This is a genomic window from Pseudomonas sp. E6002 (assembly GCF_013385565.1).
Classification (GTDB): Bacteria; Pseudomonadota; Gammaproteobacteria; order Pseudomonadales; family Pseudomonadaceae; genus Aquipseudomonas.
On sequence record NZ_JACAPT010000001.1, the window covers coordinates 147420 to 170275 of the forward strand.

Consider the following 22856-nt stretch of genomic DNA (forward strand, 5'->3'; position numbering starts at 1 on the left):
CCCTTGAGGGACTGCCCGTTTTTTTGTCGCGACCTTTATTGTTTAAAGGTCGTCGTCCTTGTCAAACCGGCGCGCTTCACGCTGCAGTTGATACACAAACCGCTCGACCTGGCGCTGCACCAGCCCGCTCATGTTATGAAAACGTAGGCCGGCGAAGGTGGTGTTGATCCTTTCTTCGAAGTGCAGGTAACGCAGTTCTACCGAGGTGGTCATGCTGCCAAAGGGTAGCGCGGCGATAAATCGGTCGTAGACCTGGCCCAGTTGCAGGCGCTCGGAAATATCCCCTTCGAAGCGCAATTTGCAGCCGGTGGCGGAAATATCCAGCAACTTGCCGCTGATGGGGGCCTTGAGTTTGTCGCCGCCCAGTTCGACGCTCACCAGTTGCGCCAGCTTCAGCGCCGCGCGGAAGGCGTTGCGACGCTGATGGTAAATCACCTCGCCAGGCATGCTGCCGCGGTAAATACGGTGGCCGCCGGCTTCATCGAGGGTCAGGGTGCCGTTGCTTTCCCAGGCTACCCGCACCCCCTCGTGAAAACCTTCGATCCGGAAAGCTTCGCCATTCTCGAGGTAGCGTTCGCCGTCGCGCGGGACCATTTCGTCCAGGGCCAGTGTCTTGCTGTCCCGGTCGATTTCCACCAGGTAGCTTTGAAACCGCTGGTTGCGTTCATGGAAGGTGATGATCAGCGGATCATGGCTTTCTTGCAGCATCCGCAAGGTGCCAGCGATTTCCAGCGGCGTGGTGAGTACCTTGGGTGGCTGCGGAGCATCTTCCGCGTTAAGGGCGTTGAACACGGTTCTTCCATCTCCAGACAAAATACGACTACACGCAAGTGCTGTCATTTTGCCAGTATGTGGCGCGACTTGGATAGGGCGCGCTCAAACTGGTTTCAGGCTTGGCTGCGGGTGCTTGGCTTGGCCAGGCGTGAGGTGGAGCCTTGAGCGTTGTAGAGAGCCGGAGGCTCGCCGCCGTGGAGGATACGCAACTGATTGGCGGTCGTGGCTTGCTGAAGCTGGATGGCCTGGCCGTTGAGGAGGTTGGTTTCCTGGCACAGGGTCAGCAACTGGTTGAGTTCTTTGCTCTGGGCCAGCAACTGGTCGCCCACCGTGGAGTGGCTGGCGAGTTGTTCCAGGCCCTTGTGGTCGGCCGTGAGGCCCAGGCTGATCAGAATCTGGCTGCGCTTCTTGCCGTGCTGTTCCAGCAGGACGATCAGCGATTGCTTGCGCGCCAGGATTTCTTCCAGCATGCGCATGTCCCGGCCGTACAGGGCCAGTGATTCTTCTCGAAGGAGCTCCAGCAGCTGCTGTGCGGGAGGCAGGTCTTCAATGATCAGTTGTAGCAAGTTTTCGTCGTGCATGGCTGGCCTTGGGGTTTAAGCGTCCAAAAGCCTGGCGCAGGCCTTTGCCTAGCGCTCGGCTTCGAAGTTAAGCAGTTTGCTGGCTACACGGTTGCTGTCGACCTTATAGCTGCCATCGGCAATCGCCTGTTTCAATTCGGCCACACGGGCTTTATTGACAACTGGCTGATCGCTCAGCGAGTCAGTGACCTTCTGCAACTGTTGAGCCTCATTGCTCAGGTGTACCGATTCCCCGCTTTGGCTCGCACCGGCCTGTTCTGTCTTGGCAGGCAGAGGCTGGGACTTGGCTTCAACGCTGTCTTTGGCACCGTTGGTGCGCGAAGAACTGGGCGTTGGCAGGGCGTTATTCAAACGACTGAAATCGATGACCATGTTAAAAAAACCTCTGGGTATTTGGACGCTTGCCATGTTTTCGGCCATACCCGGACAAACTTTAGGCTCGATTGACAATAAACCTATGCGCGATGCCGCTTTGCGCACAGTGTAGGAAAAGCTGGCGTCCGATGCCAGTGATCTATAAAGCCACCTCAACCTGCCCCGGCGCAGTCACCCGGGCCTTGATCACGCGGTTGGAATTCAGGTTCTTGACGCGAATCTGTTCACTCATGCCGCCGTTGGACAGGGCTTCCCCCGGCATTTTTACATTCAGGCCACCGCTGCTGGCGGAAATCACCACCTGGTCACCTTTGCGCACGACTTCGGCCTGCTCGAGATGGACCAGGGTAATCACCTGGTCGGCGACCATTGGTCGGGTAAGTTTCTGCCCGAGTGCCTGGTCAAGGGACGTGAGGTAGCTCTGGGTGATCATGCTGATGTCGCGCTCGCGCATCGCGACGTCATCATAACCAATGATTCCGGTACGTTTCAGCGGGCGCGTCACCACCACCACTTCGCGAAACAGTTTGACTTGGGCGGGCACGAACACCGTCCAGGGCGAGGCGCCTTCGCAGCGCACTTTCACGGTCACGCGCCCGATGGGCTGGGCGGGGCTTTCCAGGGAAGCTGTCAATTCTCTGTCGCACATGGGCATGCGCAGGCGCGGATCCAGCTGGTTGACCTGGATTTCGTAGCGGCCCGGTGTCTGCGTCGTGGCCAGATAATCTTCTACAGTGAACTCAAGAAAGCCTTGAGTGACGCCGATAAGCAGATCAGGCAAGGTGACGTTATCGGCGCGGGCCGGCTGGCCCGTAGCCAAGGCAAGCAACGCCATCGAGACGCAGAGCAATCTGCGGTACTGTGGGGATCGGAGGCGTCGGGAAACTGTCGTTTTGATGTCCATGGCCAATAAAAAAGCAAAGCTCGTGCCGTTTAGTGTTGGGTACGCGTCGTACCCCTAAGTTTTAGCGTAGGAGTCTGGGCATGGCCGGTGTAATGGATTCAGTGAACCAGCGCACACAGCTGGTGGGGCAGAATCGCCTGGAGTTGCTGTTGTTCCGTCTGGACGGCAAGCAGCTGTACGGGATTAATGTCTTCAAGGTTCGCGAAGTGTTGCAGTGTCCCAAGCTGACAATAATGCCCAAGTCCAGCCCGGTGGTTTGCGGTGTGGCGAACATTCGTGGCGCGACCATCCCGATTCTTGACCTGGCAATGGCCACCGGTTCGGCGGGGTTGCAGGACCGCGAGAGCCCGTTCGTGATCATTACCGAGTACAACACCAAGACCCAGGGTTTCCTGGTGCGCTCGGTGGAGCGCATCGTCAACATGAACTGGGAAGAGATCCATCCGCCGCCCAAGGGCACCGGTCGCGATCACTACCTCACGGCGGTGACGCGGGTCGACAACCAGTTGGTGGAAATCATCGACGTGGAGAAAATCCTCGCCGAAGTGGCCCCGACCTCCGAGGCGATATCGGTGGGCGTGGTAGACGCCGAAACCGCGCACAAGGCGATCTCGCTGCGGGTGCTGACGGTGGACGACTCTTCGGTCGCGCGCAAGCAGGTGTCCCGTTGCCTGCAGACCGTTGGGGTCGAAGTGGTCGCGCTCAATGACGGTCGCCAGGCCCTGGATTACCTGCGCAAGCTGGTGGATGAGGGCAAGAAGCCGGAAGAAGAATTCCTGATGATGATCTCCGACATCGAGATGCCGGAAATGGACGGCTACACCCTCACGGCCGAGATACGCAACGACCCACGCATGCAAAAACTACATATCATCCTGCATACTTCGTTGTCGGGTGTATTCAATCAGGCGATGGTCAAGAAGGTCGGTGCCGATGACTTCCTGGCCAAATTCCGCCCTGATGACCTGGCATCCCGGGTAGTCGACCGGATCAAGGCAGCAGATCACGGCTAGGGGCCTTTTCCCTGGCGGTCACACGATTTAAGAGGCGGTATCATTGTCTACGGGTAATTTGGATTTCGAACAGTTCCGGGTCTTCCTGGAAAAGGCCTGTGGCATATTGCTCGGTGAAAACAAGCAGTACCTGGTATCCAGCCGTCTCAACAAACTGATGGAGCAGCAAGGCATCAAGTCCCTCGGGGAGTTGGTGCAACGGATCCAGGGCCAGCCACGCAGCGGGCTCAAGGAGATGGTGGTCGACGCCATGACCACCAACGAAACCTTGTGGTTTCGCGATACCTATCCGTTTGAAGTGCTCAAGAACAAGGTGCTGCCCGAGGCGATCAAGGCCGCTCCCGGCCAGCGCCTGCGCATCTGGTCGGCCGCCTGTTCGTCGGGACAGGAACCGTATTCGATTTCGATGGCCATCGATGAGTTCGAGCGGACCAACATGGGCCAGTTGAAGGCCGGGGCGCAAATCGTGGCCACGGATTTGTCCGGCACCATGCTCACCAACTGCAAGACCGGCGAGTACGACAGCCTGGCGCTGGGGCGCGGGTTGTCCCAGGAGCGCTTGCAGCGTTTCTTCGATCCCAAGGGAGCAGGGCGTTGGGCGGTCAAGGCGCCGATCAAGAGCCGGGTGGAGTTTCGTTCGTTCAACCTGCTGGACAGTTATGCCAGCCTGGGCAAGTTCGACATGGTGTTTTGCCGCAACGTGCTGATCTACTTCTCGGCCGAGGTGAAGAAAGACATTCTGTTGCGCATCCACGGCACCCTCAAGCGTGGCGGTTATCTGTTCCTGGGGGCTTCCGAGGCGCTGAACGGTTTGCCGGATCATTACCAGATGGTGCAGTGCAGTCCTGGAATCATTTACCAGGCCAAGTGACGAGTGCTTGGACAAAAAGGGAGGCCTGCACAGGCCTCCCTTTTTTTATGGCCGCAAAGCGGCAAGCCCTCATTGCCGCTTTACTGGCGTTTCGCGGAAACCCTTTGCCGCTTTTCTGGCATTGCCGCCGGCAACTCCCTCGCAAACCCTTGATTTACGGGGCTCAAGCAACTTGGCATGGCCCTTGCTAAATCCTTGTTACGAAAAGCAGGTCAGCCCCTAAAGGTTTCCGCCATGAGCATCAGCTTCGATAAAGCGCTCGGTATCCACGAACAAGCACTGGGCTTTCGCGCCCAGCGTGCCGAAGTCCTGGCCAACAACATCGCCAACGCCGACACCCCGAACTACAAGGCTCGGGACCTGGACTTCTCTGCCGTGCTCGCCGCCCAGCAAGACAAGACCAAGAACGGCACCTTCGCCCTGAACATGACCAACAGCCGTCATATCGAGGCGCAAGGCCTGGGCAATGGTGACGAGTCGCTGCTGTATCGCACGCCGATGCAACCGTCGATCGACCAGAACACCGTGGACGCCCAGTTGGAGCAATCGGCCTACGCCGAGAACTCAGTGAACTTCCAGGCCAGCTTCACCCTGCTCAACAGCAAATTCAAAGGGCTGATGTCAGCCCTGCGTGGAGAATAAGCCATGTCCCTCGCCAGTGTTTTCAATATTGCCGGTAGTGGCATGAGTGCGCAGACCACGCGCCTCAACACCGTCGCCAGTAACATCGCCAACGCCGAGACCGTGTCTTCGAGCATTGACCAGACCTACCGCGCCCGGCACCCGGTGTTCGCCACCATGTTCCAGGGCGGCCAGGGCGGCCAGAGTGGCAGCGGCGATTCGCTGTTCCAGAACCAGGATGCCGCAGGCCAGGGCGTGCAGGTGCTCGGTGTGGTCGAAGACCAGAGCAACCTCGAAGCCCGCTACGAGCCGAACCACCCTGCCGCGAACGAAAAAGGGTACGTGTACTACCCCAACGTCAACGTGGTCGAGGAAATGGCCGACATGATTTCCGCCAGCCGCTCGTTCCAGACCAACGCGGAAATGATGAACACCGCCAAAACCATGATGCAGAAGGTCCTGACCCTGGGTCAGTGATAAGGGGCGCCAAATAATGGCCATTGTTGATAACAGTTCGACGAACACGGCAGTCCAGGACCTTTTTAACTCCAAGGTCAAGACGGCGACAGATAACACCAGCGTCGGTGACGCCGCCAAGTCGGCGACGGGCAACCAGGCGATGGGCAAGGACGCGTTCCTGCAATTGCTGGTGACCCAGCTGAAAAACCAGGACCCGCTGTCGCCCCAGGACAATGGCGCGTTCGTCGCACAGTTGGCGCAGTTCAGCAGTCTGGAAGGCATCAACAACCTGAATGACTCGGTGAATGCGATTTCCAGCAACTTCAGCTCCTCCCAGGCGCTGCAGGCTTCGTCGCTGGTGGGGCGTTCGGTCATCACCCAGACCGACAAGGCGATGGTGGATACCAGCAAGAGCATGACCGGTTCCGTGGCGGTGACGGCGGCGACGGGCAACGTCTCCGTCAAGATCACCGACAAGGATGGCAACGTCGTTCGCACCATCGACATGGGCGCCCAGAGCGCCGGCAACTCCAGCTTCGTCTGGGACGGCAAGACCGATGCGGGTGAGACGGCGCCACCCGGCACCTACACCTTCAATGCCACCACCAAGAATGACAAGGGTGACTCGGTGGCCCTCGCCACCTCGCTGCCGGCAACGGTGACCAGCGTAACCCTGGGCACGAACGGCGCTGAAATGGTGCTGAACCTGGCGGGCGGCCTGGGCAGTATCAAGCTGTCGCAAATTCAGACTATCGGTACATAGAGCCGGCTAAATACGGCAAAAGGAGAGAACAATGTCTTTTAACATCGGCCTTAGCGGCCTCTATGCGGCCAACAAACAACTGGACGTGACGGGCAACAACATCGCCAACGTCGCGACCACCGGCTTCAAGTCGTCCCGTGCGGAATTCGCGGATATCTACGCGGCTTCCAAGCTGGGTACCGGCCAGAACAGCGTCGGCAACGGCGTGAACCTGGCGGCCGTGTCCCAGCAGTTCACCCAGGGTGACGTCAACAACAGCGGCGGCACGCTCGACATGGCGATCCAGGGCGGCGGCTTCTTCGTGCAGAAGGGCAGCGACGGTTCGCTGGAATACACCCGCAACGGTGCGTTCCGGGCCGACAAGGACGGCTACATCACCAACAACACCGGCACCTCGCGGCTGCAAGGCTACGCAGCGGATGCCGATGGCAACATCCAGAAGGGCGGCTTGACCGACCTGCAGCTCAACCTGTCGTACCTGCCGCCGAAGGCTTCGAGCAAGGTGGATTCCACCAGTAACCTGAACTCCTCCGAGACGGCGATCGACCAGACGGCGCACCCGTTTGATCCGACCAAATCGGACAGCTTCACCACTCAATATTCCACCACGCTCTACGATACGCAGGGCAACGCGCATCCGATGGTGCAGTACCTGGTGAAGACCGACTCCAACACCTGGAAGTCCTACACCCTGATCGATGGGCGCAACCCTGACGGCTCGCCGATCAGCGGCACCGGTACTGACGTGAAGGCGCCAGTCGCCTCGACGCTGTCGTTTGACACCTCCGGCAAGCTGACCGGGATCGTTACCCCGCCAGCCACCGCTTCCAATACCACCCTGACCATTTCCGACTGGAAGCCGGGCGGCCTGGTCAATGGTGTCTGGACGCCTAACGGTGCGGCCGCCAACGCAGACGGCGTTGCCGTCAACATGGGGAACATCACCCAGTACAACTCCGCCACCTACCGCAACCCGCCGACCACCGATGGCTACGCCACCGGGCAAATCACCGGGCTGAAAATCGACGGCAGCGGCGTACTGTTCGCCACGTTCAGCAACCAGCAGAGCAAGGCCATCGGCCAGATCTCCCTGGCCAGCTTCAACAACGAGCAGGGCCTGCAGCCAGCCGGCGGCACCACCTGGAAAGAAACCTTCGCGTCGGGCCAGCCGGGTTTTGATACCCCGCAAGTCGGTACCCTGGGTTCGATCGTGGCCAACTCCCTGGAGAACTCCAACGTCAACCTGACCAACGAGCTGGTGGACCTGATCAAGGCCCAGAGCAACTATCAGGCGAACGCCAAGACCATCTCCACCCAAAGCACCATCATGCAGACCATCATTCAGATGACCTGATGTTGTCGCTTTAACTCGCTTTACCGAAAAGCCCCTCGCGTGAGGGGCTTTTTTTTGGACGTTCAGATAACGCCTATAGGCGGGGGCGTTACAGGCGGATACACGACTGTCGGAACGGTCCAAGGCCAACCGGGCGATATCTGGAGCGGATTCAGTCAGGGCCCTGGCGGCAACTGCATCACTGTTTCAGCGATAAAAGTCGCCATGATGCACGTCGGCCAGAAGCCCACCGATGTTTTCAAGGAGGTGAAATACCTGCGCGAATCGCGACGGTGTTGTTCCAGGCAAAAGAAACCCCCGATACGCCGTAGGCCTATCGGGGGTTTTTCAACATTGGGTGGTTAGACCCAGGGTGTGCTCAGCTTATTGGCAAGCTTCGCAATCCGGCTCGTCGATCGCGCAGGCTTTAGGCACTGGCGCCGGGCCGGCAGGTGCGGCGAGAACCGAATCATCACCGTGGTTGCCGCCGCTGGAAACAGCGTTCAGCTTGCCGGTGTTGATGGTCGACTTCTCGGTGCTGGTGGCAGCCAGGGCACGGAGGTAGTAAGTGGTTTTCAGGCCACGGTACCAGGCCATGCGGTAGGTCACGTCGAGCTTCTTGCCCGATGCGCCGGCGATGTACAGGTTCAGCGACTGAGCCTGGTCGATCCACTTCTGGCGACGGCTGGCGGCGTCGACGATCCACTTGGTGTCCACCTCGAAGGCAGTCGCGTAGAGCTCTTTGAGTTCTTGCGGGATGCGCTCGATCTGCTGCACCGAACCGTCGTAGTACTTCAGGTCGTTGATCATGACCGAGTCCCACAGGCCGCGGGCTTTCAGGTCGCGAACCAGGTACGGGTTGATCACGGTGAATTCGCCCGACAGGTTCGATTTCACATACAGGTTCTGGTAGGTCGGTTCGATCGACTGCGATACGCCAGTGATGTTGGCGATGGTGGCGGTCGGTGCGATGGCCATGATGTTGGAGTTACGAATGCCTTTCTGCACACGGGCACGTACCGGCGCCCAGTCCAGGGATTCGTTCAGGTCAACGTCGATGTACTTCTGGCCACGTTGCTCGATCAGGATCTGTTGCGAATCCAGCGGCAGGATGCCTTTGGACCACAGCGAACCCTGGAACGTCTCGTAGGCGCCACGCTCGTCGGCCAGGTCGCAGGAAGCCTGGATCGCGTAGTAGCTGACCGCTTCCATGGACTTGTCGGCGAACTCGACTGCAGCGTCCGAACCGTAAGGAATGTGCTGCAGGTACAGCGCGTCCTGGAAGCCCATGATGCCCAGGCCGACCGGACGGTGCTTGAAGTTGGAGTTCTGCGCCTGGGGTACCGAGTAATAGTTGATGTCGATAACGTTATCGAGCATGCGAACGGCGGTGTTCACGGTGCGTTCCAGCTTGGCGGTGTCCAGCTTGCCGTTGACGATGTGGTTCGGCAGGTTGATCGAGCCCAGGTTGCAAACGGCGATCTCGTCCTTGTTGGTGTTCAAGGTGATCTCGGTGCACAGGTTCGAGCTGTGGACCACGCCCACGTGCTGCTGCGGGCTGCGCAGGTTGCACGGGTCTTTGAAGGTCAGCCATGGGTGGCCGGTTTCAAACAGCATGGAGAGCATTTTGCGCCACAGGTCTTTGGCCTGGATGGTCTTGAACAGCTTGACCTTGCCCGGGTACTCGGTGAGGGCTTCGTAGTACTCGTAGCGCTCTTCGAAAGCCTTGCCGGTCAGGTCGTGCAGGTCCGGTACTTCGGATGGCGAGAACAGGGTCCACTTGCCGTCATCGAAGACGCGCTTCATGAACAGGTCAGGGATCCAGTTGGCGGTGTTCATGTCGTGGGTACGACGACGGTCATCACCGGTGTTCTTGCGCAGCTCGATGAACTCTTCGATGTCCATGTGCCAGGTTTCCAGGTAGGCACATACAGCGCCCTTGCGCTTGCCACCCTGGTTCACGGCTACGGCGGTGTCGTTCACTACTTTGAGGAACGGTACAACGCCCTGGGACTTGCCGTTGGTGCCCTTGATGTACGAACCCAGTGCACGCACCGGGGTCCAGTCGTTACCCAGGCCGCCAGCGAATTTGGACAGCATGGCGTTGTCGTGGATCGCGTGGTAGATGCCCGACAGGTCATCCGGCACGGTGGTCAGGTAGCAGCTGGACAGTTGTGGGCGCAGGGTACCGGCGTTGAACAGGGTCGGGGTCGACGACATGTAGTCGAAGGACGACAACAGGTTGTAGAACTCGATGGCACGGTCTTCTTTGTGCTTCTCTTCGATCGCCAGGCCCATGGCCACGCGCATGAAGAACACTTGCGGCAGTTCGAAGCGGATCCCGTCCTTGTGGATGAAGTAACGGTCGTACAGGGTTTGCAGGCCCAGGTAAGTGAACTGCTGGTCGCGCTCGTGGTTGATCGCCTTGCCGAGTTTTTCCAGGTCGAAGGTGGCCAGGATCGGGTTCAGCAATTCGAATTCGATACCCTTGGCGATGTAGGCCGGCAGGGCCTTGGCGTACAGGTCGGCCATCTCGTGGTGGGTGGCGCTGTCGGCGACTTTCAGGAAGCCCAGGCCTTCGGCACGCAGGGTGTCCATCAGCAGGCGCGCGGTGACGAACGAGTAGTTCGGCTCACGCTCGACCAGGGTACGGGCGGTCATCACCAGTGCGGTGTTGACGTCGGTCAGGGCCACGCCGTCGTACAGGTTCTTCAGGGTTTCGCGCTGGATCAGGTCGCCATCGACTTCTTCCAGGCCTTCGCAGGCCTCGGTGATGATGGTGTTCAGGCGGCCCAGGTCCAGCGGTGCAAACGTACCGTCGGCCAGGGTGATGCGGATCGACGGGTGAGCTTGTACGGCAGCTTCTTCGGCCGGGGAACGTACGGCACGTTCCTTGGCGCGCGAGTCACGGTAGATCACGTAGTCGCGGGCGACTTTCTGCTCGCCGGCACGCATCAGGGCGAGTTCGACCTGGTCCTGGATTTCTTCGATGTGAATGGTGCCGCCCGATGGCATGCGACGCTTGAAGGTTGCGGTGACCTGTTCGGTCAGGCGGGCAACGGTGTCGTGGATGCGCGACGAGGCAGCAGCGGTGCCGCCTTCAACTGCAAGAAACGCTTTGGTGATCGCGACGGTGATTTTGTCATCGGTGTAAGGAACGACAGTGCCGTTACGCTTGATCACGCGCAATTGGCCGGGCGCGGTGGCGGACAGATCCAGGTTCGAATCAGCGGCCTGCGGCACGGAGCCCTGCGGGTTCTCGCGAGTTGTGTCGGTTTGCATGGGGGGTTGTCTCCACATTCTATATTTATTTGGGCACCATCACGGTGCCCACCGTTCCGTCCTGAAGCACTTACAACAGGCCAGGGGCCTGGCATAACAACTTCGGGACAGGAGGAAGGGAGCTGTTCGCGCCGCTTCCATGCCGAAGTCTTCGGTTACAAGCCTTGGGGCTCTTTACCGTATTCCTGGTGGGTGACAGTTTCGTACTGCAACACCCGTACCGTTTTCGCCTGATCGGGGCAGAAAGCGGCTGCCATCCGCGTGCGCGGTTTGGTCTTCTGAAAAAGGCTTAAGTTCACCAAACAGGAGCAAGAAAGAGCTTGAGTTTCTTGTCTGATTTGTGTTTGGTCTTTTCGCTGAAAACCCTACATGTAGGGTTTTTTTGGCGACGACCTACAAGATAATGCGTTTTGGGGGGCTTAGCAACGGACTACCTGTGGATAACGCTGTGGGTAAAATGTGTATGAAACGTGGAATGGCCGTGTAGGCCGCAGTACTGCTGCATTGCGCCGTTTGTCACCGAATATTCCGAGGTAAAAACAACCGGTTGGATTTTTGCGGGCGCGAACCCTATCACAAAAAAACACGATGTCCGAACGCATTTGCGCGCTTGTGGCAGAGGGCCGGCCCGTTGCTACAATCGGCGGTTATCCATACAGTTTATGCCTCGCCTACATGACAACTGTAGGAGCGGGCTTGCCCGCGAAGGACGTCAACGATGACGCTGGAAACCTGAATAAACGCGGCGCCCTCGAGTTTTCTCGGGCAAACCCGCCCCTACAATAATTAGAACCGAGGTAACGCATGGAGCAAGAAGCCTGGCAGGTATTGATTGTCGAGGACGACGAGCGACTGGCCGAGTTGACCCGTGACTACCTGGAGAGCAACGGCTTGCGGGTGTCGGTGGAAGGCAATGGCGCCCTCGCGGCGGCGCGGATCATCGCCGAGCAGCCGGACCTGGTGATCCTCGACCTGATGTTGCCCGGTGAAGACGGCCTGAGCATTTGCCGCAAGGTGCGCGAGCGCTACGACGGGGTGATCCTGATGCTCACCGCGCGCACCGACGACATGGACCAGGTGCTGGGCCTGGACATGGGCGCCGACGATTACGTGTGCAAACCCGTGCGTCCACGCCTGTTGCTGGCACGCATCCAGGCCCTGCTGCGGCGCAGCGAAAGCGTCGAGCCGGCACTCCCCGAAAAACAGCGGCGCCTGCAATTCGGCCCGCTGGTGGTGGACAACGCCCTGCGTGAAGCCTGGCTGCACGAAGGCGGCATCGAACTGACCAGCGCCGAATTCGACCTGCTGTGGTTGCTGGTGGCGAATGCCGGGCGGATCCTGTCCCGGGAAGAAATCTTCACCGCCTTGCGCGGCATTGGCTATGACGGCCAGGACCGCTCCATCGACGTGCGCATCTCGCGCATCCGTCCGAAAATCGGCGACGACCCGATCCACCCACGCCTGATCAAGACCATTCGCAGCAAAGGCTACCTGTTCGTCCCCGAAGCCGCGGCTGACCTGACGCCGTGAACTCAATCTTCCTGCGCATCTACGGCGGCATGTGCGCGGCGCTGATTCTGGTGGCGTTGCTTGGCGTACTGGCCTTGCACCTGCTCAATGAAGTGCGCAGCGGCCAGTACCGCGAGCGCCTGGCCCACGGCACCTTCGCGCTGATGGGCGACAACCTGCAACCCATGAGTGCCATCGAGCGCCGCCGCGCCCTGGCAGTGTGGGAGCGCTTGCTGGGTATCCCGCTGCAATTGCAGACCGTGGCGGAGGCGCACCTGGACCTGACCCAGCGTACCCGTCTGCAACGCGGCCAGGTGTTGGTGGAGCAAACCGGGCCTCACGCGGCCAGGGTGCTGCGCTTGGTCAGTGACCAGGAGCAACTGTTGCTGACCGGTGAAGTGCAGCAAATCAGCGAACAACTGGCCCGCGCGACGATTTACCTGCTGGCCGATGAGCTGGTGCGTTTCCCGGTGGCGGAGCAACCGCAGAAACTCGCAGACCTGAAGGAAGCCAAGGGCTTTGGTTTCGAGATGCACCTGGTGATGCTCAATCAGGCTGATATGGACGAAGACCAGCGCCGCCGCGTGTCCGAAGGCGATACCGTGATGGCCCTGGGCAAGGGTGGGGATTCGATCCGGGTATTTGCCGGCATGGTCGGCACGCCGTGGGTCCTGGAAATCGGCCCGCTGTATCAGATGAATCCGTACCCGGCGCAATGGCTGATCCTGATTGCGCTGATCAGCCTGACCTTGATCGGCTTGATCGTCTATTTATTGGTGCGCCAGCTGGAGCGGCGCTTGAGTGGCCTGGAAGCCGCCGCCACGCGCATCGCCAAAGGCAGCCTGGAAGTGCGGGTGCCGGCCCGCGGCGCCGATTCGGTGGGGCGCCTGGCGGCAGCGTTCAATGGCATGGCCGAGCACCTGCAACGCCTGTTGGCAATTCAGCGCGAACTGGTGCGGGCGGTGTCCCACGAATTGCGCACCCCGGTGGCGCGCCTGCGGTTCGGCCTGGAGATGATCGGCGACGCGGCCACGCCTGAAGCGCGGCGCAAGTATATGGAGGGCATGGACAGCGACATCCAGGACCTCGATGGCCTGGTGGACGAAATGCTCACCTACGCGCGGCTGGAACAGGGGGCGCCGGCACTGAATTTCCAGCGGGTCGACCTCAATGCGTTGCTGGATCAGGTAATTGATGAACTGTCACCGCTGCGCCCGGAAATCAACGTGGCGCGGGGCATCTGCCTGTCCTCGGCGCATTGGGACGATGCATGGGTGGAGGCCGAGCCGCGTTACCTGCACCGTGCCCTGCAAAACCTGGTGAGCAACGCCATGCGCCACGCCCAGGGGCAGGTGCTGATCAGTTACCAGGTGGGCCAGGTGCGTTGCCGCATCGACGTGGAAGACGACGGGCCGGGCGTACCGGAAAGTGCCTGGGAGCGGATTTTCACGCCGTTCCTGCGCCTGGATGACAGCCGGACCCGCGCGTCGGGTGGGCACGGCCTGGGGTTATCCATTGTGCGGCGGATCATCTATTGGCACGGCGGCCGGGCGTTGATCAGCAAGAGCAACAATCTGGGTGGCGCGTGTTTCAGCCTGAGTTGGCCACGGGATCAGGAGAAGGTCTAGGCCTGGACGGCCACCAGGCTCAACAACTGCCCGCCATCCACCGCAAACTGCGCCTCCAGTTCCTTGCCATGGCACCATTCTGCGGACAAGTCCGTCAGCAACCGCAGCCGCGCATGGCCGGTATCCGACCACTCCAGCAACTCGGCATGCTCAAAATAAAAGCGCTTCTGCACGATCGGGTAGAGCGCCTTGAACAGGCTCTCTTTCGCCGAAAACGTCAGCGTCACCAGTTGCGCAACCTGCTCCCGCGGCCCGGCGGCCATGCGCAGCAATTCATCCGGTGTGAGGATCTCCCCGGCCAGGCGTTCCGCCCGCTCCAGGGTCAGCAGGTTCTCCAGGTCCATCCCCAGCCCGCGCCACTGTGTCTTGTGGGCGACGATGGCCGCTGCATGGCCGGTGCTGTGGGTGATCGAACCGCTGATGTGCGCGGGCCAGACCGGCGCGCGGTCCTCGCCGATCGCCGGTACGCAATCCAGCCCGTCCAGCTGTTGCAGGGCCGCGCGGGCGCACAGGCGACCGGCCAGGAACTCCGCCTGCCGCTTGGCCACCGAACGCTGGATGCTCGCGGGTGGCGGCACGGCGCTGCGCTGGAAATCGCCGATGGCCAGCAGGGCCGGGTCAAAACGGGTGCTCAGCAAGACCGTGCCGGGCAAGGCATCGGGCAACGGCCAATGGGCGTCAAGTGGGGTGCAGCAGGCGGGTAGGGAATTCATGCCGGGTATTTTGCCGAGTTGCAGGGCCGCTGGATAGCCTGCGGCCGGGGATACGTAAATAACTCTTTACACAGTAGCCGGCCTCGGTTCAGCCCAGGTTCAGAGAGTGTTCAGGGGGAGTTCAGGGGTGTCTGCGTAGTCTGGCCCCGTACCCAAAGCCCAAGCGTATGAGGTAGCACCATGACTGCGATCAAGAAGCTGATGTTGGCCTTAACCATGCTCAGCGCCACCGCTGGCGTCCAGGCCTCTGATTCGAGTTTCGCGGGTTTCTCCAAGGAGAAGAGCAAAAAGCCCTACAGCCTTCTCCAGCGGGTGAGCTTCGAGGATGCCGGAGAACAGGCGGCTCCATGGGGCCAGTCCCTGGGCCAGCACACCCCGCAGTCAGACTACCGCGTGGGCAATGAAAACCTGTCAGGTCACTTCAACGGCAGTAAATTGCGCCAGCAAGACCTGCAGGGCCGCTATGATATACCCCAGTTGGAAAGTTGATTTGCCTTGGAGAGCTTTATGAAATTGCTGGTTGTCGAAGATGAGGCGTTGCTGCGCCATCACCTGTTGACCCGCCTTACCGACAGCGGTCACGTGGTCGAGGCCGTCGCCAATGCCGAAGAGGCGCTGTACCAGACCGGGCAATTCAACCACGACCTGGCGATCATCGATTTGGGCCTGCCCGGCATGGGCGGCCTGGACCTGATCCGCCAATTGCGCGCCCAGGCCAAGACCTTCCCGATCCTGATCCTGACCGCCCGTGGCAACTGGCAGGACAAGGTTGAAGGCCTGGCAGCGGGTGCCGACGACTACGTGGTCAAGCCGTTCCAGTTCGAAGAGCTGGAAGCGCGGATGAACGCACTGTTGCGCCGCTCCAGCGGTTTCACCCAATCCACCATCGTCGCCGGGCCGTTGCTGCTGGACCTCAATCGCAAGCAGGCGTCCCTCGACGAACAGCCACTGGCGCTGACCGCCTACGAATACCGCATCCTCGAATACCTGATGCGGCATCACCAGCAAGTGGTCGCCAAGGACCGCCTGATGGAACAGCTCTACCCCGATGACGACGAGCGTGATCCGAACGTGATCGAAGTGCTGGTGGGCCGCCTGCGCCGCAAGCTGGAAGGCCCGGCGGGTTTCAAGCCGATCGACACCGTGCGTGGCCTGGGCTACCTGTTCAATGAGCGCTGCCGTTGATTCGCTCGCTACGTGTACGTTTGATGCTCGCGGCCACCATCCTGGCCGTGCTGTTTATGCTGGCCTTGTTGCCGGCCATGCAGGGCGCCTTCAGCCTGGCCCTGCAGGACTCCATCGAGCAGCGCCTGGCGTCGGATGTCACGACGCTGATTTCGGCTGCCCGGGTTGAAAACAATCGCCTGCTGATGCCCGCGCAGTTGCCGGACGAGCGTTTCAACCTCACCGACAGCCGCCTGCTGGGCTACATCTATGACCGCGAAGGCCATCTGGTCTGGCGGTCGCGCGCCACACAGGAAGAGAACATCAACTACAAGCCGCGCTATGACGGGCGCGGTAACGAATTTGCGCGGATCCGCGAGGCCAACGGCCAGGAATTTTTTGTCTATGACGTCGAGGTCAAGCTGCTGGGCGGCAAGAGCGCGGCGTTCAGTATTGTCGCCCTGCAACCGGTGCGCGAATACCAACTGACCCTCGAAGGCCTGCGGGAAAACCTCTACCTGGGCTTCGGCGCCGCCTTGCTGGTGCTGCTGACCCTGTTGTGGCTGGGCCTGACCTGGGGCCTGCAGGCGCTGCGCCGGCTGAGCCAGGAACTGGATGAAATCGAAGGCGGTACCCGGGAAAGCCTCAGCGAGCAACACCCGCGCGAGCTGCTGCGCCTGACCGGCTCCTTGAACCGGTTGCTCCACAGCGAGCGGGAGCAACGCACCCGTTACCGCGATTCCCTGGATGACCTGGCCCACAGCCTGAAAACCCCGTTGGCGGTGTTGCAAGGCGTGAGTGAAGACATGGCCCAGCGCCCCGAAGATCGGGACCAGGCCTGGGTACTGCAATCGCAGATCGAACGCATGAGCCAGCAGATCAGCTACCAATTGCAGCGCGCCAGCCTGCGTAAAAGCGGCCTGGTGCGCCACCAGGTGCGGCTGGAGCCGGTGCTGCAAAGCCTGTGCGACACGCTGGACAAGGTTTATCGCGATAAGGGCGTGAAGGTCGCCTTTGAATTGCCGGACGAATGCGACGTGCCGATCGAGAAGGGCGCCTTGCTGGAACTGCTCGGCAACCTGCTGGAGAACGCCTATCGCCTGTGCCTGAGCGAAGTGCGCATCACCTTGCAGGAAAGCCTGGAGGGCACCGAGTTGTGCATCGAAGACGATGGCCCCGGCGTGCCGCCGGACCAGCGTGCGCGCATCCTGCAGCGGGGCGAGCGGCTCGACCGCCAGCATCCGGGGCAGGGGATTGGCCTGGCGGTGGTCAAGGACATCATTGAAAGCTATGGCGCCCGGCTGACCCTTGGGGATTCACCGCTGGGTGGGGCTGCGTTCAAGATTCACTTCCCGGCTGTTTGATCTTTATTGGCTGTGCCGGCCTCTTCGCGAGCAAGCCCGCTCCCACATTCGATGGCATTCCCAACGTGGAACTCGGTCAAATGTGGGAGCGGGCTTGCTCGCGAAGAGGCCAGTCGCATCAATACACACCTAGGTTTCTTGTGCTCTATAGGCCCCCGGCGTCAACCCGGTCCACTTCTTGAACGCCCGATGAAACGCCGACGGTTCGGAAAACCCCAGCTGCTCGGCGATTTCCTGCAACGACAAATCCGCCCGCCCCAAATGATAGATCGCAATGTCCCGGCGCAACTCATCCTTGAGCGCCTGAAAGCTGGTGCCTTCCTCCCGCAAATGCCGACGCAGGGTCTGCGGGCTGATATGCAGGTGCTGGGCGACGGCTTCGAGGTCAGGCCAGGGCGTGCGGTCGCGGCTCAATAGGCGGCGCAACTGGCTGCTCAGGCTGTCGCCTTCATCCGGCCGCGACAGCAGGTCGGCCGGGGAGCGTTCGAGGAAATGCTTGAGGGTGCGCTCGTCCTGCAACAACGGCAGGCTCAGGTAGCGGCTGGGGAACACCAGGCTGCTGGTGGGCGCCGCGAATACCTGCGGGCAGGGGAACAGCAAGTCGTACTCACCGGCGTGGGGCGGCGTCGGGTAGCTGAAGGTGGCCTGGTGCAGGCGGATGCGCTGGCCAATCAGCCAACTGCCGAGGCGGTGCCAGATCACCAGCAGGCATTCGCTGAGGAAGTGATCCGGGTCCCAGAGTTGCGAATCGTCCAGGCTCAGGCGGGCCATTTCTCCTTCACGTGTCAGACGCCAGCGCGGACCCTGCGGGAATAGGCTATAAAATAATAAGCCGCGTTCCAGAGCCTTCTCCAGGGTGCGGCAGTGAATCAGCGCGTGGCACATCATGGCGAAAGTGCCGCGCTTGCTCGGGCCTTCGGCGAAGCCCAGGTATTCGTCATCCAGCGCCAGCCACAGCATTTGCAACAACTGGGTGAATTGCTCGGGGGCGATGCGGGCGCGGGGCTCGCTCAGCAGTTCCGCAGTGATGCCGACCTGCTGCAGCAGGCCCGAATAATCGTAGCCGGCCCGGCGAGCACCGCCGAGAGCGGCTCGGGCGTAGTGACTGGCGATGGTTCGTTCACGCATGAGGGGCCTCGTCCATTGAGTGGCGGATGTTAGCCACCCCGGGCGGGTGCAACAAGGCGGATATCCGCCAAATTGTAGGACGAGATCAGGCGAGCAGGCGGAAATCCGCCACTGTCTGTAGGCATAACCTTAAGCTGGAAATCGCCCGAGCGCTGATGTCTAAAGGCCTTCAGGGAGTTTCAGCAGAAGTGGCACGACGCTTGCGATACAGAGCGCAGGGAGACCGCCTCGAGCAGGCTCTCAAACAACAAATCCCTCCAGTGCAGGAGGGTTCGCAATTCAAGTGTCGTGGGCAATGGCGGATATTTGCCACACGGGACGATTGAGGAACTTTGCAATGACGACTCGTCAGCCACTGTACAAATCCCTGTATTTCCAGGTGATCGTTGCAATCGTTATCGGTATTTTGCTCGGTCACTTCTACCCGCAGACCGGCGTGGCCCTCAAGCCACTGGGTGACGGCTTTATCAAGCTGATCAAAATGGTCATCGCCCCGATCATCTTCTGCACCGTTGTCAGCGGCATCGCTGGCATGCAAAGCATGAAATCGGTCGGCAAGACCGGCGGCTACGCGCTGCTGTACTTCGAAATCGTCTCCACCATCGCCCTGCTGATCGGCCTGGTCGTGGTCAACGTCGTGCAACCGGGCGCCGGCATGCATATCGACGTGGCTACCCTGGACGCCTCCAAAGTCGCGGCCTACGTGACTGCCGGTGCCGACCAGAGCATCGTTGGCTTCCTGCTGAACGTGATCCCGAACACTATCGTTGGCGCGTTCGCTACCGGTGACATCCTGCAAGTGCTGATGTTCTCGGTGATCTTCGGTTTCGCCCTGCACCGCCTGGGTGCCTACGGCAAGCCGGTGCTGGACTTCATCGATCGTTTCGCCCACGTGATGTTCAACATCATCAACATGATCATGAAGCTCGCGCCACTCGGTGCCCTGGGCGCCATGGCGTTCACCATCGGTGCCTACGGCGTAGGTTCGCTGGTGCAGCTCGGTCAGCTGATGATCTGCTTCTACATCACCTGCATCCTGTTCGTGGTGCTGGTGCTGGGCGCCATCTGCCGCGCACACGGCTTCAGCGTCCTGAAACTGATCCGCTACATCCGTGAAGAACTGCTGATCGTACTGGGTACTTCCTCGTCCGAATCCGCACTGCCACGCATGCTGATCAAGATGGAGCGCCTGGGCGCCAAGAAGTCGGTAGTCGGCCTGGTTATCCCGACTGGCTACTCCTTCAACCTGGACGGTACTTCGATCTACCTGACCATGGCTGCCGTGTTCATCGCCCAGGCGACTGACACCCACATGGACATCACCCACCAGATCACCCTGTTGCTGGTACTGCTGCTGTCGTCCAAGGGCGCTGCTGGTGTGACCGGTAGTGGTTTCATCGTACTGGCCGCTACCCTGTCGGCTGTTGGCCACCTGCCGGTTGCCGGCCTGGCGCTGATCCTGGGTATCGACCGCTTCATGTCCGAAGCCCGCGCACTGACCAACCTGGTTGGCAACGCTGTTGCAACCCTGGTTGTGGCCAAGTGGGTCAAGGAACTGGACGAAGACAAGCTGAAAGTCGAACTGGCTTCCGGTGGTCGCGGTATCTCCGACACCCGTGAAGAAGACGACCTGGGCGTGGCCGAAGGCCCGGCTCCAACCGCCGTCAAGTAAGGCTGCAGCGTTTGTGAAAAACCCATCTTCGGATGGGTTTTTTTATGCCTTCGGGAAGCATCAGTCACTTCGGATGATGGTTTATGTGATTGCCGCCGACCGCCGGGTTTGCCTACTCTGTGGCCAATCGAATCGGAATCGGAGTCCGCATGTCAGGTCCCTTGGCGTCCCTCAAAGTACTGGATTTCTCCACCTTGCTGCCGGGGCCGTTCGCCTCGTTGCTGCTGGCCGACATGGGCGCCGAGGTGTTGCGCATCGAATCCCCCACGCGCATGGACCTGCTGCGAGTACTGCCGCCCCATGACCAGGGCGTGTCGGCCAGCCATGCCTATCTGAACCGCAACAAACGCAGCCTGGCCCTGGACCTCAAGCAGGCCGAGGCGGTGGCGATCGTGCGGCAACTGGTGGCGGACTATGACATCGTCCTCGAGCAGTTCCGCCCTGGGGTCATGGAGCGCCTGGGCCTGGGTTACGAGGCGTTGAAGGCGATCAACCCAAAGCTGATCTACGTCTCCATCACCGGCTACGGCCAGACCGGCCCCTACAAGGATCGCGCCGGCCATGACATCAATTATCTGGCCCTGGCAGGCATTGCCAGCTACACCGGGCGCCAGGACAGCGGGCCGTTGCCCTTGGGTGTGCAGTTGGCGGATGTGGGGGGCGGCTCGTTGCACGCGGTGATCGGTTTGCTGGCGGCGGTGATTGCCCGGCAGCACAGTGGGGTGGGGCAATACCTGGACGTGAGCATGACCGACTGCGCCTTCAGCCTGAATGCCATGGCCGGCGCCGGTTACCTGGCGTGCGGCGTGGAGCCGGCGTGGGAGAACCAAGTGCTCAATGGCGGCAGTTTCTATGACTATTACCGATCGCGGGAAGGACGCTGGTTGTCGGTGGGCAGTCTGGAGCCGGCGTTTATGCAGCAGTTGTGTACGGCCCTTGGCCGCCCTGAATTGGCGGCAATGGGCCTATCGCCCAAACCCGAGCAGCAGAAAGCCCTCAAGCTGGCGCTGCAGTTCGAGTTCGAGAAACGCAGCTTTGATGAGCTGTGTGAGCTGTTTGCCGGGATTGATGCGTGTGTCGAGCCGGTGCTGAATCTGAGCGAGGCCGTTGAACACCCGCAGTTGAAAGCCCGGGAGTTGGTCAGCCAGGTGCCGCGGGGCGATGGTTCCAGCCAGGCGCAAATCGCCTGCCCGCTGAAGTTCTCCGAGGGCTTGCCGGCGGCCAGGCATATCGGGGCGGCATTGGGCGCCCACAGCGATGAGGTGTTGGTGGAGTTGGGCTTCAGTGCTCAGCAGATAGATGATCTGCGGCGTGCCAAGGTGATTCAGTAGCGCCTGGGCCGGCCCCTTCGCGAGCAAGCCCGCTCCCACATTCAACCGAGTTCCATCGTTGGAATGCGATCAAATGTGGGAGCGGGCTTGCTCGCGAAGAGGGCCTTACAAGCACCACAAACCTCACTCGACGCGGGTTTCCCCGGTAAACACCAAAGTCTGCCGGCACCTGCGACACAAATACCGCCGCCCCTGGCCCACCAACCCGTGACGCTGGGGCGAAAACGGGAAGTCACTGTCGGCACACGGACAGCGGTAGATATACCGCGTGACGCGCCGCCGCTGGATTTCATAGGTGTGGCAGCGGTCCGGCGGCAGTTCGTAAACCCCACGCATGATCAACTGCCATTCCTCGCCATGGGGCTGGATGCGCTCGCCGAACAATTGGTGGGCAATCAGGTGCGCCACTTCATGGGCGACTGTCTGTTTAAGGAAGTGTTGGCTGTTTTCACGGTACAGCTGCGGGTTGAAGCGCAGCAGGTTCTCGTGCAAATGCGCGACACCGGCCTTCTGGCCCCGCAGCTTGAGGCTGACCTGAGGGCGTTTGAAGCTTCGTTTGAAAAAGGATTCGGCTTGCAGGAAACAATCTTCGACGCGGGTATTGAGTTGCTCGGGCATGCTGTACATATCTCCAGAGACGTCCAGTATGCCGCAAACAAGGGTGTATCCGAATCTGTCAGGCGCCGAATGGTCATGCATAACGCACAAAGCCACCTTGCGGTGGCTTTTCCTGCGGGTAAACCGCGTCAGTTGGTGTAGATCGGGCCTACGCCCAGCCCCCAGACGATCACGGTAAAGGCCATGATCGCCACCAGCACCACCAGGCCTACCGCCAGTACCGAGCTGGAAAACAGGAAGCCCTCGTCCGGGTGGATGTTCATGAAGGTCGGCAGCCCCACGTACAGCAGATACACCGTGTAGCAAATGGCCGCCGTACCCACCACCATGCCCAGCCACATATGCGGGTACAGCGCCGCCAGCCCGCCGATAAACAGCGGTGTCGCGGTGTAGGTGGCAAACGCCACGCAGCGCGCCATGCTGGGGTTGGCGTCATAGGTGCGGGCCATCCAGTGAATGAACGCGCCCATCACCGCCACGCCGCCGAGCATCGCCGCGTAGGACATGAGGGTCATCCACAACGCGCTTTCCACCGTCAGCATCACCGGGGCGCGGCTGCCGATGACCCAACCCACCTGAGTGGTACCGATAAAGGCTGAGACAGCGGGGATGGCCGCGAGAATCAGCGTGTGGGTGAGGTACATGTGGCCGATGCTTTCTTCTTTATCGCCACGAATTTCCCGCCATTCCTGATCGGGGTGGGTGAAAAGTCCCACGACGTGATGGATCATGCCAGTCACTCCTGTCGTTATT

The 22856-nt window shown here is 60.6% G+C and carries 22 protein-coding genes; 13 read left to right on the forward strand and 9 right to left on the reverse strand.

Annotated elements, in window-relative coordinates; genetic code table 11:
* Positions 1-42: 42 nt before the first annotated feature.
* From HX815_RS00760 to flgA, 4 genes are all read right to left on the reverse strand, one after another.
* Positions 43-792: a flagellar brake protein gene (locus HX815_RS00760; protein ID WP_087694479.1), complete on the reverse strand. Its 750-nt coding sequence runs from the start codon at positions 790-792 to the stop codon at positions 43-45.
* Positions 793-887: 95 nt separating this feature from the next.
* Positions 888-1355 carry a flagellar protein FlgN gene (gene flgN, locus HX815_RS00765; RefSeq protein ID WP_003214256.1) on the reverse strand — a complete coding sequence of 156 codons (468 nt, stop codon included), beginning with the start codon at positions 1353-1355 and terminating at the stop codon, positions 888-890.
* Between the two features lie 48 nt (positions 1356-1403).
* On the reverse strand, positions 1404-1727 hold the full coding sequence (gene flgM, locus HX815_RS00770) for a flagellar biosynthesis anti-sigma factor FlgM (protein WP_177027680.1): 324 nt from the start codon (positions 1725-1727) through the stop codon (positions 1404-1406).
* Between the two features lie 142 nt (positions 1728-1869).
* A complete protein-coding gene (gene flgA / locus HX815_RS00775; protein WP_032899382.1) occupies positions 1870-2634 on the reverse strand; it encodes a flagellar basal body P-ring formation chaperone FlgA in 765 nt (254 codons plus the stop codon).
* An 80-nt stretch (positions 2635-2714) separates the two neighbouring features.
* On the opposite strand from flgA, the gene HX815_RS00780 reads away from it, so the two are divergent.
* The 6 genes from HX815_RS00780 (at position 2715) to flgE (ending at position 7715) form a co-directional block, all read left to right on the forward strand.
* Complete coding sequence (locus HX815_RS00780; protein WP_003214250.1) at positions 2715-3647, forward strand: chemotaxis protein CheV; 933 nt, start codon at positions 2715-2717, stop codon at positions 3645-3647.
* 43 nt (positions 3648-3690) lie between these two features.
* Positions 3691-4518 carry a protein-glutamate O-methyltransferase CheR gene (gene cheR, locus HX815_RS00785; RefSeq protein ID WP_003214248.1) on the forward strand — a complete coding sequence of 276 codons (828 nt, stop codon included), beginning with the start codon at positions 3691-3693 and terminating at the stop codon, positions 4516-4518.
* Between the two features lie 234 nt (positions 4519-4752).
* Complete coding sequence (flgB, locus tag HX815_RS00790; RefSeq protein ID WP_003214246.1) at positions 4753-5160, forward strand: flagellar basal body rod protein FlgB; 408 nt, start codon at positions 4753-4755, stop codon at positions 5158-5160.
* A gap of 3 nt (positions 5161-5163) precedes the next feature.
* Positions 5164-5616, forward strand: a complete 453-nt coding sequence (gene flgC / locus HX815_RS00795; protein WP_003214244.1) for a flagellar basal body rod protein FlgC — start codon at positions 5164-5166, stop codon at positions 5614-5616.
* Positions 5617-5632: 16 nt separating this feature from the next.
* Positions 5633-6361, forward strand: coding sequence for a flagellar hook assembly protein FlgD (flgD, locus tag HX815_RS00800; RefSeq protein ID WP_003214242.1), 729 nt, complete (start codon positions 5633-5635; stop codon positions 6359-6361).
* A gap of 31 nt (positions 6362-6392) precedes the next feature.
* Positions 6393-7715, forward strand: a complete 1323-nt coding sequence (gene flgE / locus HX815_RS00805) for a flagellar hook protein FlgE (protein WP_087694478.1) — start codon at positions 6393-6395, stop codon at positions 7713-7715.
* 363 nt (positions 7716-8078) lie between these two features.
* On the opposite strand, the gene HX815_RS00810 is transcribed toward flgE, so the two are convergent.
* On the reverse strand, positions 8079-10976 hold the full coding sequence (locus HX815_RS00810; RefSeq protein ID WP_003214238.1) for a ribonucleoside-diphosphate reductase subunit alpha: 2898 nt from the start codon (positions 10974-10976) through the stop codon (positions 8079-8081).
* A gap of 804 nt (positions 10977-11780) precedes the next feature.
* On the opposite strand from HX815_RS00810, the gene HX815_RS00815 reads away from it, so the two are divergent.
* Positions 11781-12506 (forward strand): response regulator, encoded by a 726-nt coding sequence (locus tag HX815_RS00815; RefSeq protein WP_008435295.1) that lies wholly within the window; start codon positions 11781-11783, stop codon positions 12504-12506.
* Positions 12503-14113 carry an ATP-binding protein gene (locus tag HX815_RS00820; RefSeq protein WP_008435298.1) on the forward strand — a complete coding sequence of 537 codons (1611 nt, stop codon included), beginning with the start codon at positions 12503-12505 and terminating at the stop codon, positions 14111-14113. Before HX815_RS00815 ends, HX815_RS00820 begins: the two co-directional genes overlap by 4 nt.
* Here HX815_RS00820 and HX815_RS00825 read toward each other — a convergent pair.
* Positions 14110-14826 carry a 4'-phosphopantetheinyl transferase gene (locus HX815_RS00825; protein WP_177019554.1) on the reverse strand — a complete coding sequence of 239 codons (717 nt, stop codon included), beginning with the start codon at positions 14824-14826 and terminating at the stop codon, positions 14110-14112. The two genes, HX815_RS00820 and HX815_RS00825, sit on opposite strands and share 4 nt — an antisense overlap.
* A gap of 180 nt (positions 14827-15006) precedes the next feature.
* Between HX815_RS00825 and HX815_RS00830 the strand changes: the two genes are divergently transcribed.
* The 3 genes from HX815_RS00830 to HX815_RS00840 are packed head-to-tail and all read left to right on the forward strand — an operon-like array spanning position 15007 to position 17354.
* Positions 15007-15315, forward strand: coding sequence for a hypothetical protein (locus HX815_RS00830; protein ID WP_003214230.1), 309 nt, complete (start codon positions 15007-15009; stop codon positions 15313-15315).
* 18 nt (positions 15316-15333) lie between these two features.
* Positions 15334-16011, forward strand: coding sequence for a response regulator transcription factor (locus HX815_RS00835; RefSeq protein WP_003214228.1), 678 nt, complete (start codon positions 15334-15336; stop codon positions 16009-16011).
* A complete protein-coding gene (locus tag HX815_RS00840; protein WP_023659245.1) occupies positions 16008-17354 on the forward strand; it encodes an ATP-binding protein in 1347 nt (448 codons plus the stop codon). Before HX815_RS00835 ends, HX815_RS00840 begins: the two co-directional genes overlap by 4 nt.
* A 129-nt stretch (positions 17355-17483) precedes the next feature.
* Here HX815_RS00840 and HX815_RS00845 read toward each other — a convergent pair whose 3' ends face one another.
* Entirely contained in the window at positions 17484-18482 is a 999-nt protein-coding gene (locus tag HX815_RS00845; protein WP_003214223.1) for an AraC family transcriptional regulator, read from the reverse strand.
* Positions 18483-18819: 337 nt separating this feature from the next.
* Here HX815_RS00845 and HX815_RS00850 point away from each other — a divergent pair, with 337 nt between their 5' ends.
* On the forward strand, positions 18820-20154 hold the full coding sequence (locus tag HX815_RS00850; protein WP_008435307.1) for a dicarboxylate/amino acid:cation symporter: 1335 nt from the start codon (positions 18820-18822) through the stop codon (positions 20152-20154).
* A 149-nt stretch (positions 20155-20303) separates the two neighbouring features.
* Complete coding sequence (locus HX815_RS00855; RefSeq protein ID WP_177027681.1) at positions 20304-21485, forward strand: CaiB/BaiF CoA-transferase family protein; 1182 nt, start codon at positions 20304-20306, stop codon at positions 21483-21485.
* Between the two features lie 123 nt (positions 21486-21608).
* On the opposite strand, the gene HX815_RS00860 is transcribed toward HX815_RS00855, so the two are convergent.
* A complete protein-coding gene (locus tag HX815_RS00860; RefSeq protein ID WP_004371405.1) occupies positions 21609-22103 on the reverse strand; it encodes a SprT family zinc-dependent metalloprotease in 495 nt (164 codons plus the stop codon).
* A 128-nt stretch (positions 22104-22231) separates the two neighbouring features.
* Complete coding sequence (locus HX815_RS00865) at positions 22232-22834, reverse strand: Yip1 family protein (RefSeq protein WP_004371402.1); 603 nt, start codon at positions 22832-22834, stop codon at positions 22232-22234.
* Positions 22835-22856: the final 22 nt, after the last annotated feature.

What these genes read in the sequence shown, in the direction of transcription:
- flgN (WP_003214256.1), bottom strand. Translation starts at nt 1,355, where the DNA reads ATGCACGACGAAAACTTGCTACAACTGATCATTGAAGACCTGCCTCCC.
- flgM (WP_177027680.1), bottom strand. Translation starts at nt 1,727, where the DNA reads ATGGTCATCGATTTCAGTCGTTTGAATAACGCCCTGCCAACGCCCAGT.
- flgA (WP_032899382.1), bottom strand. Translation starts at nt 2,634, where the DNA reads ATGGACATCAAAACGACAGTTTCCCGACGCCTCCGATCCCCACAGTAC.
- HX815_RS00780 (WP_003214250.1), top strand. Translation starts at nt 2,715, where the DNA reads ATGGCCGGTGTAATGGATTCAGTGAACCAGCGCACACAGCTGGTGGGG.
- flgB (WP_003214246.1), top strand. Translation starts at nt 4,753, where the DNA reads ATGAGCATCAGCTTCGATAAAGCGCTCGGTATCCACGAACAAGCACTG.
- flgC (WP_003214244.1), top strand. Translation starts at nt 5,164, where the DNA reads ATGTCCCTCGCCAGTGTTTTCAATATTGCCGGTAGTGGCATGAGTGCG.
- flgD (WP_003214242.1), top strand. Translation starts at nt 5,633, where the DNA reads ATGGCCATTGTTGATAACAGTTCGACGAACACGGCAGTCCAGGACCTT.
- flgE (WP_087694478.1), top strand. Translation starts at nt 6,393, where the DNA reads ATGTCTTTTAACATCGGCCTTAGCGGCCTCTATGCGGCCAACAAACAA.
- HX815_RS00810 (WP_003214238.1), bottom strand. Translation starts at nt 10,976, where the DNA reads ATGCAAACCGACACAACTCGCGAGAACCCGCAGGGCTCCGTGCCGCAG.
- HX815_RS00815 (WP_008435295.1), top strand. Translation starts at nt 11,781, where the DNA reads ATGGAGCAAGAAGCCTGGCAGGTATTGATTGTCGAGGACGACGAGCGA.
- HX815_RS00825 (WP_177019554.1), bottom strand. Translation starts at nt 14,826, where the DNA reads ATGAATTCCCTACCCGCCTGCTGCACCCCACTTGACGCCCATTGGCCG.
- HX815_RS00830 (WP_003214230.1), top strand. Translation starts at nt 15,007, where the DNA reads ATGACTGCGATCAAGAAGCTGATGTTGGCCTTAACCATGCTCAGCGCC.
- HX815_RS00835 (WP_003214228.1), top strand. Translation starts at nt 15,334, where the DNA reads ATGAAATTGCTGGTTGTCGAAGATGAGGCGTTGCTGCGCCATCACCTG.
- HX815_RS00845 (WP_003214223.1), bottom strand. Translation starts at nt 18,482, where the DNA reads ATGCGTGAACGAACCATCGCCAGTCACTACGCCCGAGCCGCTCTCGGC.
- HX815_RS00850 (WP_008435307.1), top strand. Translation starts at nt 18,820, where the DNA reads ATGACGACTCGTCAGCCACTGTACAAATCCCTGTATTTCCAGGTGATC.
- HX815_RS00855 (WP_177027681.1), top strand. Translation starts at nt 20,304, where the DNA reads ATGTCAGGTCCCTTGGCGTCCCTCAAAGTACTGGATTTCTCCACCTTG.
- HX815_RS00860 (WP_004371405.1), bottom strand. Translation starts at nt 22,103, where the DNA reads ATGCCCGAGCAACTCAATACCCGCGTCGAAGATTGTTTCCTGCAAGCC.
- HX815_RS00865 (WP_004371402.1), bottom strand. Translation starts at nt 22,834, where the DNA reads ATGATCCATCACGTCGTGGGACTTTTCACCCACCCCGATCAGGAATGG.